This is a genomic window from Planktothrix serta PCC 8927, from assembly GCF_900010725.2.
Taxonomy (GTDB): Bacteria; Cyanobacteriota; Cyanobacteriia; order Cyanobacteriales; family Microcoleaceae; genus Planktothrix; species Planktothrix serta.
Genome location: NZ_LR734844.1, coordinates 301,870 through 315,510 on the forward strand (window position 1 = coordinate 301,870; position 13,641 = coordinate 315,510).

13 protein-coding genes and 1 pseudogene are annotated in these 13,641 nt (G+C 40.0%); 10 read left to right on the forward strand and 4 right to left on the reverse strand.

Annotated elements, in window-relative coordinates; all coding sequences use genetic code 11:
* Positions 1 to 46 precede the first annotated feature (46 nt).
* From zwf to petP, 7 genes and pseudogenes are all read left to right on the forward strand, one after another.
* Positions 47 to 1,576 (forward strand): glucose-6-phosphate dehydrogenase, encoded by a 1,530-nt coding sequence (gene zwf, locus PL8927_RS06400; protein ID WP_083618740.1) that lies wholly within the window; start codon positions 47 to 49, stop codon positions 1,574 to 1,576.
* Positions 1,577 to 1,643: 67 nt separating this feature from the next.
* Entirely contained in the window at positions 1,644 to 2,975 is a 1,332-nt protein-coding gene (gene opcA / locus PL8927_RS06405; RefSeq protein WP_083618742.1) for a glucose-6-phosphate dehydrogenase assembly protein OpcA, read from the forward strand.
* 364 nt (positions 2,976 to 3,339) lie between these two features.
* Positions 3,340 to 3,720 (forward strand): annotated as a pseudogene (locus PL8927_RS29095) (response regulator); the annotation flags it as partial.
* Positions 3,721 to 3,795: 75 nt separating this feature from the next.
* Positions 3,796 to 4,677 (forward strand): sensor histidine kinase, encoded by an 882-nt coding sequence (locus PL8927_RS06410; protein WP_407947378.1) that lies wholly within the window; start codon positions 3,796 to 3,798, stop codon positions 4,675 to 4,677.
* A 211-nt stretch (positions 4,678 to 4,888) separates the two neighbouring features.
* Positions 4,889 to 6,370 (forward strand): dolichyl-phosphate-mannose--protein mannosyltransferase, encoded by a 1,482-nt coding sequence (locus tag PL8927_RS06415; protein ID WP_231505932.1) that lies wholly within the window; start codon positions 4,889 to 4,891, stop codon positions 6,368 to 6,370.
* Positions 6,371 to 6,518: 148 nt separating this feature from the next.
* Positions 6,519 to 6,743, forward strand: coding sequence for a hypothetical protein (locus PL8927_RS06420; RefSeq protein ID WP_083618748.1), 225 nt, complete (start codon positions 6,519 to 6,521; stop codon positions 6,741 to 6,743).
* 132 nt (positions 6,744 to 6,875) lie between these two features.
* Positions 6,876 to 7,082, forward strand: coding sequence for a cytochrome b6f subunit PetP (gene petP / locus PL8927_RS06425; protein WP_083618750.1), 207 nt, complete (start codon positions 6,876 to 6,878; stop codon positions 7,080 to 7,082).
* A 167-nt stretch (positions 7,083 to 7,249) separates the two neighbouring features.
* On the opposite strand, the gene PL8927_RS06430 is transcribed toward petP, so the two are convergent.
* Entirely contained in the window at positions 7,250 to 8,464 is a 1,215-nt protein-coding gene (locus PL8927_RS06430; RefSeq protein ID WP_083618842.1) for an RNA-guided endonuclease InsQ/TnpB family protein, read from the reverse strand.
* 163 nt (positions 8,465 to 8,627) lie between these two features.
* Between PL8927_RS06430 and PL8927_RS06435 the strand changes: the two genes are divergently transcribed.
* Positions 8,628 to 9,722 (forward strand): Get3/ArsA fold putative tail anchor-mediating ATPase NosAFP, encoded by a 1,095-nt coding sequence (locus PL8927_RS06435; protein ID WP_083618752.1) that lies wholly within the window; start codon positions 8,628 to 8,630, stop codon positions 9,720 to 9,722.
* Between the two features lie 192 nt (positions 9,723 to 9,914).
* On the opposite strand, the gene PL8927_RS06440 is transcribed toward PL8927_RS06435, so the two are convergent.
* The 3 genes from PL8927_RS06440 to PL8927_RS27955 form a co-directional block, all read right to left on the reverse strand.
* Positions 9,915 to 10,310: a hypothetical protein gene (locus PL8927_RS06440; protein WP_083618754.1), complete on the reverse strand. Its 396-nt coding sequence runs from the start codon at positions 10,308 to 10,310 to the stop codon at positions 9,915 to 9,917.
* Positions 10,311 to 10,522: 212 nt separating this feature from the next.
* Positions 10,523 to 11,329 carry a 5'/3'-nucleotidase SurE gene (surE, locus tag PL8927_RS06445; protein WP_083618756.1) on the reverse strand — a complete coding sequence of 269 codons (807 nt, stop codon included), beginning with the start codon at positions 11,327 to 11,329 and terminating at the stop codon, positions 10,523 to 10,525.
* Between the two features lie 89 nt (positions 11,330 to 11,418).
* On the reverse strand, positions 11,419 to 11,577 hold the full coding sequence (locus PL8927_RS27955) for a hypothetical protein (RefSeq protein ID WP_197047329.1): 159 nt from the start codon (positions 11,575 to 11,577) through the stop codon (positions 11,419 to 11,421).
* Between the two features lie 376 nt (positions 11,578 to 11,953).
* On the opposite strand from PL8927_RS27955, the gene PL8927_RS06455 reads away from it, so the two are divergent.
* Positions 11,954 to 12,373 (forward strand): hypothetical protein, encoded by a 420-nt coding sequence (locus PL8927_RS06455; RefSeq protein ID WP_083618758.1) that lies wholly within the window; start codon positions 11,954 to 11,956, stop codon positions 12,371 to 12,373.
* A 246-nt stretch (positions 12,374 to 12,619) separates the two neighbouring features.
* Positions 12,620 to 13,621: a phenylalanine--tRNA ligase subunit alpha gene (gene pheS, locus PL8927_RS06460; RefSeq protein WP_083618760.1), complete on the forward strand. Its 1,002-nt coding sequence runs from the start codon at positions 12,620 to 12,622 to the stop codon at positions 13,619 to 13,621.
* The last annotated feature ends 20 nt before the right edge of the window (positions 13,622 to 13,641 follow it).

The following is a 13,641-nucleotide window of genomic DNA, read 5'->3' on the forward strand; positions in this document are numbered from 1 at the left end:
GATTAGTCCTGAAAAAGATTATTAATCGATCGCAAAAGGAATCTAAATGGTTACACTTATTGAAAATCCCTTGCGGGTAGGACTGCAACAAGATCGAATTCCCGAACCTCAGATTTTAGTTATTTTTGGTGCATCGGGAGATTTAACCCAACGAAAATTAGTTCCTGCCCTCTATCAAATGAAATTAGAGCGCAAACTACCCCCCGAATTAACAATTGTTGGGGTAGCTCGTCGGGAGTGGAGCCATGACTTTTTCCGTGAACATTTGCGTGAAGGAATTGAAGAATTTGGGGGCGGTTTATACTCCCAAGCTTTGTGGGAAGACTTCGCCCAAGGAATTTTTTATTGTTCGGGAAATATGGATGAACCCGAAAGTTATCAAAAACTTAAAGCCTTTTTAGCGGAACTTGATGAACTGCGGCGAACCAGAGGCAACCGAGTTTTTTATCTGTCTGTAGCACCTCGTTTCTTTGCTGAAGCTATTCAACAATTGGGTGGAGCATCCATGCTCACCGACCCGAAAAAGCAGCGTTTAGTAATTGAAAAACCCTTTGGTCGAGATTTAGGTTCAGCCCAAGTTTTAAACCGCGTGGTTCGTCAAGTTTGTTCTGAAGAACAAGTCTATCGCATTGACCATTATTTGGGTAAAGAAACCGTCCAAAATCTGATGGTATTTCGCTTCGCTAATGCCATTTTTGAACCTTTGTGGAACCGTCAATTTGTTGATCACGTCCAAATTACTGTTGCTGAAACGGTGGGTTTAGAAGGACGGGCGGGCTACTATGAAACCTCTGGGGCACTGCGGGATATGGTACAAAACCACCTGATGCAGTTATTTTCCCTAACGGCAATGGAACCCCCCAACTCCCTCGATGCCGATAGTGTTCGCAACGAGAAAGTTAAGGTGGTTCAAGCCACCCACCTTGCCGATATTAGTGATTTAAACTATTCTGCGGTACGGGGACAATATACCCCCGGTTGGATGAACGGTCAACAGGTTCCGGGGTATCGCTCAGAAGAAGGAGCCGCCCCCGATACCACCACTCCAACTTATGCTGCGTTAAAATTTTATATTGATAACTGGCGCTGGAAAGGCGTCCCGTTCTATCTGCGAACCGGAAAACGAATGCCGAAAAAAGTCACGGAAATCGCCATTCAGTTTAAAGAAGTTCCGTTTTTAATGTTTCAGTCCGCAGCAAAACAGGCTAACCCTAACGTTTTAGTGTTGAGAATTCAACCCAATGAGGGGATTTCCATGCGCTTTGAAGTCAAAACCCCCGGAAACTCTCTGCGGACTCGTTCCGTTGACATGGATTTTCGCTACGATACTGCTTTTGGTAAACCGAATACAGATGCTTATGCTCGTTTATTGATTGACTGTATGTTAGCCGATCAAACCCTATTTACACGGGGCGATGAAGTCGAAGCTTCTTGGCAAGTCTTAACCCCCGTCCTAGAAGTTTGGGATACTCCGGCTCCGGGTGAGTCTATCCCCTTCTATGAAGCGGGCACTTGGGGGCCAGTAGAATCTGAACTGCTTCTCAACCGAGATGGCCGTCGTTGGCGGCGACTTTAATCAGTACAGAGAACTCTTTTCCTGCCTGTTCCCTGTTCCCTGTTCCCTGTTCCCTGCTATAACTGTTATGAATACACCGCTTGTTGCTTTACAGAAACCCAAAGATATTTCTCTCAGCCAAATTGAAGCTGAGTTAGGGAGTATTTGGCTAAGTCAGAATATTGGAAATGGCAAAACCACCGCCATTGCTACTCGTGCGGCTACCTTTAGTATGGTAGTTTATGAACCCGAAGAATTCCAACAATTGTTAGGAGCGTTAGGGTTCTATATGGGCAGTATTGATGGCATTCATGGTACAACAACCCGTGATGCGATTAAAGAAGCTCAAAGAATTTATGGCTTACCAATTACCGGACGAGTTGACCCCGATACCTTAGTCAAATTACGCCAAGAATTCGCTAAACTTCCCCCATCAGAACAAGCTATTCCTAATTTAGATGCACGGGGATTTAGTATTAGTGAAACTATTGCTGCTCAAAATCCCTGTCGGATTATAACCCTGTGTCCGATTACGGGAGAGGATACGGGAGTAACGGCTCAAGTGTCTGCCTATTGCCCGATTCAGAAAAAACATGAAGAAGGGTTAGTCTGTTGTGAATATATTACCCTGCGAGGTACAAAAGCCGCTTTAGAACGGGCAGGAAATGTGGTTTCCTCCTTAATGATTCCCGATTTACCTAAATTTGTGTGGTGGAAAGCAACGCCCAATCCTGAGCAAGAATTGTTTAAACAATTATCCTGTTGTTCTAATTGTGTGATTGTGGATTCCTCTTATTTTAGCGATCCTGAATCGGAATTGTTGAAAATGCACAATTTAATTGAACAGGAAACCTATATTGCGGACTTAAATTGGCATCGACTTTCCCCTTGGCAAGAATTAACCGCCTCGGCTTTTGATCCCCCTGAACGTCGAACTTCCTTAATTGAAATTGACAATATCACCCTTGATTATGAAAAAGGCAACGCCGCTCAAGCGTTAATGTTCTTGGGATGGTTTGCAAGTCGTTTAGAATGGAAACCCGTTTCTTTTATTGATCAAGATGGGGATTATGATATCAAACATATCAAGTTTATCGGGCCGAATGATCAAGAAATTTTGGCGGAATTGGCAGCAATTCCAACAGCAGATTATGGTGAAATTCCAGGGGATTTAGTCGGGTTACGATTAACTTCGGGAAATCCTAACGCCAACTGCTGCACAATTTTATGTTCAGAAACCACCGGATGTATGCGGATGGAAGCCGGAGGAAGTGCCCAATCTTGTCGGACTGAACAAGTGATTGCGGCTACAGATCAAAAAGCGGAGTCTTTGATGTCTCAACAGTTACAACGTTGGGGACGGGATGTTCTTTATGAAGAAAGTCTGAGTCTGACGGCTCAAATTCTGAAATTACGCTAGTTCTTTGTCGGTGCATTGATAGCTGATGCGGGCGGGTTTAGCTGGGTTAATATTTTAAAAATGCCGGGAATACCTGCCCCATCATGGGGTATTTTTTTTGCGCGTTCCTTATTATTTGTGATAGGTATCACTGTCAAATTGTGATGATGCCCCATAGAATGAGTTAAGTCCCATAGCGGCTATAAAAATCGTGAACAAAATTATTATTGAAGTCTTGTGGTTTTTGTTTCCTTTGTTGGAAGCCTTCAAAATCAATCCGTTTATCAATGGTCGTTAACATTTATACTAGGGTTGAGTTGAGATAGGAATTTTATTTCTGCTGGAACAATCCTGATTGATCCATAAATCATAGATCCCACTCGATATGAACTCTAACTCATTTAAAAAAACGACCATATTAATTGTTGATGATAGCCCAACAAACCTTAATTTATTGTCGGGTTTCATTGAGCATTGTGGCTGGAAATTTTTAATTGCAACTCATAGTTATCAAGCGATTGAAATAGCTGAAATTGAGCAACCTGATTTAATTTTGTTAGATGTAATGATGCCGGGAATTGATGGTTTTGAAACTTGTAAATACCTGAAAAATTACCCGCCAACCCATGATATTCCGATCATTTTTATGACCGCCGTGACGGATAAGTTGGAAAAGGTTCGGGGCTTATCTATTGGGGCCGTTGATTATATTACTAAACCGTTTCAAGCTGAAGAAGTTGTTGCTCGAATTAAAATTCATTTAAAAATTAACTCTCTGACTCAACAATTATTAGAAAAAAATCAAGAATTAGAACAACGAGTTTTGGAACGAACTGCTGAATTGTCTCAAGTTTTAGAAGATTTAAAACAGTCTCAGATGCAACTGGTACAAAGCGAAAAAATGTCAACTTTAGGGCATTTAATTGCAGGAGTTGCCCATGAAATTAATAATCCGATTAACTTTATTGCTGGCAATTTGAATCACGCCACTATTTATATTAATGATTTAATTCAGCATTTAAAACTGTACCAAAACTATTATCCTCATCCCGATCCTTCTTTAATTGATCATGCAGATTCAATTGATTTAGATTATTTAATTGAAGATCTTCCTAAACTGATTTCTTCTATGAAATTAGGAACGGATCGAATTTCTAATATTAGTACCAGTTTACGAACTTTTTCTCGAAGTGATACTAAAGTTCAAGTTGCTTTTAATATTCATGAAGGTTTAGAAAGTACCCTGTTAATTCTTAAACATTTATTACAAGCAACGGATCATCGTCCTGAAATTAAAATTATTAAAAAATATGGACAAATGCCTTTAGTGGAGTGTTATCCAGGGCAATTAAATCAAGTTTTTATGAATTTAATTACTAATGCTATTGATGCTTTAAATGAATCCAGCCAAACTAAATCCTATCAGGAGTTACTTCAACGTCCTAATCAAATTACAATTTCTACTTATTTAGTTTCTAATAGTCGGGCTGTTGCTATTTCTGTTAAGGATAATGGGACGGGAATGTCGGAGGATACTAAAAAATCTGCCTTTGATTATTTATTCACAACTAAGCCTGTCGGAAAAGGAACGGGACTAGGATTATCTATTAGTCGAAAGATTATAGAAGATACCCATAAAGGGCGATTATTATGTCAATCAATATTAGGAGAAGGCTCTGAGTTTATTATAGAAATTCCTATTTGTAAAGAGTTAGGGATTTAATTATAAAATAAGCAATCTTGCTATAGATCATAAAAAATATTATAGAATAAGTTTTTAAAACTGATATAGCCATTCTAAATAGGTTGTACTATTTTATAGTAGGGGTGGCGTCCCTTCCAACCCAGGTGTTAAGAGGGTTGGAAGACCCAACCCCTACAGGTTGTGATCACAAATCCTACACGAATTGCTATAGGACTTCTCGCTAACAATTATGAAGCATAGACAATCTCGATCTTTATTCAAAATCTCTGGTTTTACCTTGGGGATGATCGCAATATTTATAGGGTCTGTTATCTTAAGATTCTGGGGGTTAAGCCGATTTAATACTTTAGTATTTGATGAAGTTTATTATGCTAAATTTGGGAATAATTATTTAACTCATACTCCTTTTTTTAATTCCCATCCTCCCCTCAGTCAATATTTAATTGCGTTCGGAATTTGGTTAGGATCTCAACTCCCCTTCGGACAAGAAACCGTTAATAATTTAACAGGTTCTAGCCTATCAACCTGGAGTTATCGATGGTTTAATGCTTTATTCGGTTCGTTTATTCCTTTAATTATTGGTGCGATCGCTTATCAACTTACTCACCGCCGCAGCTATACCTTAATTGCTACCTTTTTAATAGCAATAGATGGATTATTTATCGTTGAATCTCGCTATGCGCTGAGTAATATTTATATTGTATTTTTTGGATTATTAGGACAACTTTTCTTTTTAACAGCGTTACAAAAAAAAGGCGTTAACCGTTGGTTTTGGTTGATTTTAGCCGGGATAGGATTAGGGGGAGCCGTTGTTACAAAATGGAATGGACTAGGATTTTTATTAGGAATTTATTTAATATTAATTGTTAATGGAATTATTCAATATTTTACCTCTAACTCTGAACAATTAACCCCAGAAACATCCTTTAAATCTCCCCTACAAAACCTGAATCAACTCACCCCTATTTTAATTTTAGTTAGTTTAATTCTGATTCCGATTCTGGTTTATTGTATAGCTTGGCTTCCCCATTTACAACAAAATCCGACTCCGGGACTTTGGGGACTTCAAGCCAAAATGTGGGCTTATCATCACGACTTAGGAGATGGCGCGAAAGTTCATCCCTACTGTTCAAAATGGTACAGTTGGATTTTGATGTTAAGACCGATTGCTTATTTTTACACAAAAGTAGATAGCACAACCCCACCTAATCCGATTTTACCTTTACATCATCCTGATCAACTCCCGATAATTTATGCTGTTCATGCGATGGGAAATCCGTTTTTATGGTGGTTATCAACCTTAGCTAGTCTCTTATTATGTTGGATGTTAATTCAACGAGTTTGGATGGATTTATCGCTGCGATTTCCCCAGTTAAAACCCCAATTATCCCTACAATTTCCACCGACACCAGAACTGTGGTTAACGCTATTTCTCACCTTGAATTGGTTGGCTAATTTATTACCTTGGGTTAAAGTCACTCGCTGTTTATTTATTTACCACTACATGACGGGATTTGTATTTAGCTGTATGGCCTTAGCTTGGTGGTTAGAACGCTGGTTATATAGCCAGCAAACTCGATTTCGGTGGCTCGGAGGTACGATTATTTTCCTGGTTTTATTCGGTTTTTTGTATTGGATGCCGCTATATTTGGGTCTGCCTTTGTCCCCTCTACAATGGAAAATACGGATGTGGTTTCCGTCATGGATTTAATTTTCGGCATTTAGCACTGTTCAGAAAATATTGTGAGATTAATCACATAAATTAGTAAGGATTATCACAAAAAAAATTGATCAACATTGCGGAAAGCTTGGGCTAGATCTGGAATACTTGTAATAGGTTCTCTAAACAATACAATTTTATGAATACCAATAACTCAGATCCTAAAGCCCAACCGATCAAAGAATCTCAAGACAAACAATTAGATGCGATCGCTAAACTGGCCATCTTAAGTTTAACGTGGTCATTAGCCGATCTCTCAAAAAAAAATAGAGTCAACTCCAACTTGGAAAGAGCCGCGCCAGAGATTCATATTAACTTGTCTGGGCTCAAAGAGATTGATCCTTCCTCGGAATCTCCCCCTTAAGGTTAATTCGGTTTTTCAAATTTGAGATTCTGTAAACACCCTGATCTAACAAATAGATCGGGGTGTTTGATGTGGAGCAACAACATATTAAACTAAATAAATAGGTTAATCAGCCCAAGGAGAACACCGGACGTGGAAATCGAAATTGGTCAACGAGTCAAGATTCGCGGAATCAAACAGCAGGTACCTGACAATATCGTCAATCAGTTAAAGCAAAATCCTTATGGAACTGTCAAAGACTTTAAAGTGGTTGATGGGAATGGAGTTGGCTTTATTGTCCAACTCGATAACAAAGCATCAACCTGGTTCTTTGAAGATGAACTAGAAGCCTCTCTTTAAGACTCTTCCGCATTGCGGGACAATTCTAAGGGGATGATTCGCAAGTGTAACTGAAAGCTGTTGCGGCTCACCCTCTTAAGTCTTTTGTTGCTGATCATTCCTGGGGTCAGTGTCAATTTTCAAAAAAGTTATGTTTCCCTGAGCGAGATTAGGAAGTATTGACACTCTCAGGTCTGAAGACACTGAGATTCTAACTTCAACCTGGATACTTGCTCAACCAGGGTTTCCCCAAGCAGAGTAGAGGTTTCCAGTCCATTAGCGTTACTTTGGGGATGCCCTCCCCTAGTTTGTTTACCAAAATTTAGAATATTAATTGCAGCATTTGTATCTCTATGCAATTCACATCCACAATTACAAATATGGGTGCGGGTTGATAGAGATTTTTTCACTATTACCCCACAATTACTACATTTTTGTGAAGTGTAATGGGGTGCAACCGGAATAGCTAATTTATCAAATTTAGCTGCAAAATATTCTATCCATTTTCTCAACAAATACCAGCTAACATCACTAATTGATTTAGCTAAACAGTGATTTTTAACTAGATTTTTAACACTTAAATCTTCGTAAACGACTACATCGTTTGATGTGCATACGTTACGCGCAATTCTCTTGGCGTGTTCAATCCGTTGTCTACTTACTTTTAAGTGTTTTTTAGCGTAAACTTTTCTGGCTTTCCGTCTCCCCGATGAACCCTTAACTTTTTTATAGATTTGTTTCTGAGACTTTTTAATGGATTGCTCCGCTTTTCTGAAAAACTTAGGATTAACTTCTTGATATCCATTGGAGTCTGTGTAAAACGACTCAATACCAACATCAAGTCCTATTTCCTTTCCGGTTTTGGGTTGAATATCGGTGACGGTAATATTCAGACAAAACTGTACATAATATCCATCGGCACGACGAATTAAACGCACCCGTTTTATGTCTTTAACATGGTAGGTTTGGATATCCCATTTACCCAATAATTTGAGTTTACCAATCCCGTTTTTATCGGTTAAGGTAATTTGTCTTTTAGTGGGGTGTAGTTTCCATCCCGATGTTTTATATTCAACGGAACGACAATCTTTTTGGAATCGGGGATATCCTTTTTTGCCAGAAATCTTTTTCTTACAATTGTCGTAAAAACGACTGATGGCAGTCCATCCTCGCTCGGCGGCGGATTGGACTGCCATTGAATTTAAGTCGGCAACAAAGGGGAATTGATTTCTGAGAGTTGTAGAATACTTATTTAATGCAAATTTATCAATTTTTGATTCTCTTGAATTATCCATCCAATACCGAATCGCTTTATTGCGAATGAATTGGGTGGTGCGAATTGCTTCGTCAATCGCTTTATATTGATTGGGTTTGCCTTTACACTTGTATTCCAGAACTATCATAAAAATCTCCTTTTTTCGACCTAATACTGTGTTAACATAAATCATGAGAATATTCACGGGGAATAAATTCCCCTGAGCGGTCACTGAGCTTGCCGAAGTGTCGCTTTTCATCTCAGGGCTAAAGCCACTGAGTTTTCAATCTCCCAGACTTTTCTTATAATAAATGGCTCTGACATTAACATTTTTAGGTAAAGGTGGTACAGGTCGGACAACACTGGCGATCGCAGCCGCTAAACAATTGGCGGCCAGTGGTAAGCGGGTGTTGTTAGTGGGACAAGATAGTAGTCCCGCCTGTAACCTTTTGCTAGAAACGGAAGTGGGTTGTGATCCTACGACTATCACCCCCCATTTAAAAGCGGTTCAACTCAAAAGTGCGGTTTTACTCGAACGCAGTTGGGAAGAGGTGAAAAAGCTAGAAAACCAATATGTTCGTACCCCCTTTTTTAGGAACGTTTATGGTCAGGAATTGGGGGTTTTACCGGGGATGGACAGCGCTCTAGCTTTAAATGCCATTCGTCAATATGATGCTAGTGGTGATTATGATGTGATTATTTATGACGGGTTAGCCAGTCAAGATACCCTGAGAATGTTGGGAATGCCAGAAATTTTAAGCTGGTATCTTCGCCGTTTTCGTAATGTGTTTATGGAGTCGGACTTAGGGAAAACTTTATCTCCCTTTGTGCAACCGATCGCCAGTAGTATTCTCAATATTGATATTTCTGGGGATACCTTTGCTCAACCGACTCAAGAGATGAATAATATCTTGGATCAAGGGAAAGCCGCAGTGTCTGATCCTAACCGAGTCGCGGCTTATTTAGTCACAACCCAGGATGAATTAGCGATCGCCACCACCCGCTATTTATGGGGTAGCGCTCAACAGGTCGGGTTAACCGTTGGCGGCGTATTGCTAAACCAAAGCTTACTGACAGAAGCGATCGCAGAAGCATTTGTTCCTTTAGAGGTCAGTGTTATTCCTCAATATTCAGGTCAAAACTGGCAACCTGTCATTGAAGCTTTACCTGATTTTACCCAGGCTCAATTAGCTCCCAAACCGATTAATATTAATGTGGAACAACGAAAGGTTAGCCTGTTTCTGCCCAGTTTTGATAAAACACAAGTCAAGCTCACGCAATACGGCCCAGAAGTCACAATAGAAGCCGGAGATCAACGGCGAAATATCTTCCTCCCCCCTGCCTTAACTGGAAAACCTGTTACTGGGGCTAAATTCCAAAACGGTTATTTAACGATTAGTTTTTAATGTTATGGGAGGGAACAGGGAACAGGGAACAGGGAACAGGCAGGAAAAGAGGGGTGTACAGCGCACGGTTTTAGCATCAGTCTATGTCCTAACACCCCAGGCGCGACTGCTATAACTGTTAACGGTTAGCTGTTGACTGTCAACTGTTAACAGTTGACAGTCAACCGATCTTAAAAATAGTTGTTAGAGTAATTATTGATCAGGAGAAGATAAAGAAGGCTTGGGCAAAGATTCGACTTGATGCTCAAAAGTTTGATTATTTAAGTTTAATTTATCATTAATTGTAACGGCGATTCCTAGAAATAAAAGACTACTAATAACAGCTAAAAGCGGTAATCCTTTAGTTAAGCTTAAATCTCGTCGAATTCGGGCAAAAGGATGGCTTTGGCGTCGAAGCATTTGGGCAACGGCACACTGCTGAAGACAAAAGGGATCTCGCACATAATGACCACTTCGACTCATGACAAAATGGGTATGACAGTGAGGACAGGTAAAGAGTCCACCTAACATTCCGACGGCGGGCAAAATGCTAGTATGATGGCAAATTGGGCAAGTAACAGAATGAGTATTAAAGGTATCTGCGTTCATAACGGCTGGACTCAAACGTAGAAAACTAAGGGTTCATCGAAATTGAGGAAGATTGCAAGAGCTTGGGCAGGGGGACGTGTTTCTGCTTTCTATTACTTCTAGTCTACCTCTAAGGAGAGAGAGTTTATCGTTGAGAAACGTTAACATTTGTAGAGCAGAACCTCTTAGGCATGAAGTTCGCACCCATCAACAACTGTCTTAACTTCCCATGCTTAGATTTTAATTTTTAACGTCTGTGACCAGGTTTGTAACTTTTGTAATTCCGTAACCTGGGTGAGATTATATTGGAGGGGGGTAATCGTGATGAAATCTTGACGTAACGCATGAACATCAGTCATAAACTCATCTAATTCTGAGGGTGCATTTAAAAGTTCTACATCCTCCATTAATTCTCCGGCAAGCCAATAATAGGTTTTTCCTCTCGGATCAAGGCGTTTTTCCAAAATATCCAGATAACGACGAATACCTTGACGAGTGATCATTACCCCTTGAATTTCTTCGGGGGGAAGGGCGGGAACATTAACATTAAGTAACATAGCTTCGGGTAAGGGATTTTTTTCTAGGGTGTGAATTAACTGTTGAGCAAATTCAACCGTCCCTTGAAACTCACGAGACGCATAACTGCCTAAACTAAAAGCAATACTGGGAATTCCCTGGATCAACCCTTCCATAGCTGCCGAGACTGTCCCGGAGTAAAGAATATCCGTTGCCACATTCGGCCCATGATTAATTCCAGCTAACACGAGATCGGGAGGACTGTCCATCACCCCAAACAGTCCCACTTTTACAGAGTCCGCCGGAGTTCCCGAACAGGCCCAAGCAGTTACCGACGGTGCAAAAATATCCTCTACTTGTTCAGCCCGAATCGGATGATGTAAGGTTAAACCATGACCCGTTGCCGAGCGTTCTTGATCGGGACAAACCACTGTCACTTGATGACCGACTTGGGCTAAACCGTTGGCTAAACTGCGAATTCCTTGGGCAAAAACCCCATCATCATTGCTAATTAACAGTTTCATTGAGTTAAATTAATTAAGAGAAGGTAGAAGAACTTTCGGGACAATTTGATCACCTGTTTCTAAGATTTTATCAATAAAAGTTAGTTTAGTCATTCGGCTTCTTGATATCCCCCTCGTCGCTTGGCTTTTTCTAGTTCAATGTCTTCTGCACTCAACAAAATAACACCAGAAGCAACAATTTTTTCTCGGATTTTTTGTAATTTTATGCCTAAATCTGATAAGGTTTTTGGCGTTTCTACTTGTTCCATAATTCCAGAATTTAATAGGCTTTGATAGGATGAGTTTTGGTTGTCAAAAAATCTACAAAATTAATCACCTCTTGTTGTTTATATAGAGGTAAAGAACGCTATTTTTCTAATAAGTTTTGTTCCTGACTCATGGGATTTATGATTGACAATTTTGAGTATTATAGCAGTTTCTCCTAAAAATGGGTTAAATATAGCCAGTCTAAATCATGGGTATAAATCCTTTGAATGTAGGAACAAGGTCTCCTCGCCCTGACCGGGGAATCTCGCCTTGTGGTTAGAATTAATATCAGAATTATTTGGAGTTACAATCCATTTAGACTTACTATAGAAGCAATGAATTAATTTTCGATATTTATTATTCAATGTAAATCTTGCCATGCTTAAGCAATTTTTAATCGGCTCAGTTTTGATTGGGAGTACCATTTTTAGTGGTGAAGCCAAAGCTTCTACCATGACCTATGATTTTACTGTAAATGTAAGGGCTGGATCGTTGACGGGTAAATCATTTAATGGTACTTTTAGTTATGATGATTCCTCATTAACAGGGAGTGGGGTCGAAGAATTGGGGGTAAATCAAGGATTAACAGTTTGCATGAATTTTTTAGGACGAAACTATAACGAAACTGAAGATAGTAGTTATCCAATGTTGCCAAAACTTGTATTTGAAAATGGTTTAATCAAACAACTGGATTTTTGGATAGAGCCGAATAAACGAATAAATTGGTGGAATCAATCGGGATGGGAAGTAACTCTATCTCCTTCTCAAAATTCTGCTTCTAGCAATTGTAGGAATTAGAGAAATATCAAGCTAAAATCCGACCTAAAGCCGTAGTTTTAATCCCCTTTGTTTAAGGGATTTTTTCAAAATTATTGTCAGTATCATTAGGCAAAAAATAAAAGTTGAAGATAATTTTCTATTTTTTGAACCGCTTTTTTAACAAAAGCCTGATCTCAGAAGGGGAGCAAATTACGCTAAACTCAGCAAAGGCAGGACAAATTTCATCCCCCTACCCGACTTAAGCGGTCTATTCTCAATCCTAATATGGCAACTCAACTTAGTGAATTAGAAACTCAACTGGAAGACTTACGCGCCGCAGGAACAACGGCGATCGCAACTTGTCAAACCTTAGATGAATTAGAACAGTTGCGAATTAACTATTTAGGCAAAAAAGGCAAAGTTTCAGTTGTTCTAGGGGGAATGGGAAAACTTGACCCCAGTGAACGGCCCGCTATTGGAGCGTTAGCCAACGACGTCAAAAAAGCCTTAGAAACAGGTTTAGAGGAAAAACGCACCGCCCTGCAACTGGCTCAACTTGAAGCTCAACTTCAGTCTGAAACCCTGGATGTGACCATGCCAGGAGTTTATCATTCCCAAGGTCGAATTCATCCCCTGAATGGCATTATTGATCGGGCTTTAGATATTTTTGTGGGGTTGGGCTATACCGTTGCTTCTGGCCCAGAAATGGAAACGGACTATTATAATTTTGAAGCGTTAAATACCCCTCCTGACCATCCCGCACGGGATATGCAGGATACGTTTTATTTACCCGATGGTAATTTATTAAGAACCCATACCTCATCGGTACAAATTCGCTACATGGAACAACATCAACCCCCTATCCGTATTGTGGCGCCCGGTCGGGTTTATCGTCGGGATACTGTTGATGCGACCCATGCGGCGGTGTTCCATCAAATTGAACTATTAGCCATTGAAGAAGGCTTACGGTTTACGGATTTAAAAGGAACTATTAAAGAATTTTTGCGACAAATGTTTGGGGATTTACCTGTGCGCTTCCGAGCAAGTTATTTCCCCTTTACCGAACCCTCGGCGGAAGTAGATTTACAATGGCAAGGAAAATGGCTAGAAGTGTTAGGATGTGGCATGGTTGATCCTAATGTTTTAAAAGCGGCGGGATATGACCCCGAAAAATATACGGGATTTGCGGCGGGTTTTGGAGTAGAACGGTTTGCGATGGTTCTGCATCAAATTGATGATATTCGGCGAGTTTATGCCAGCGATTTACGCTTTTTACGTCAGTTCTAATGGTTAAAATTGTGTGGGAT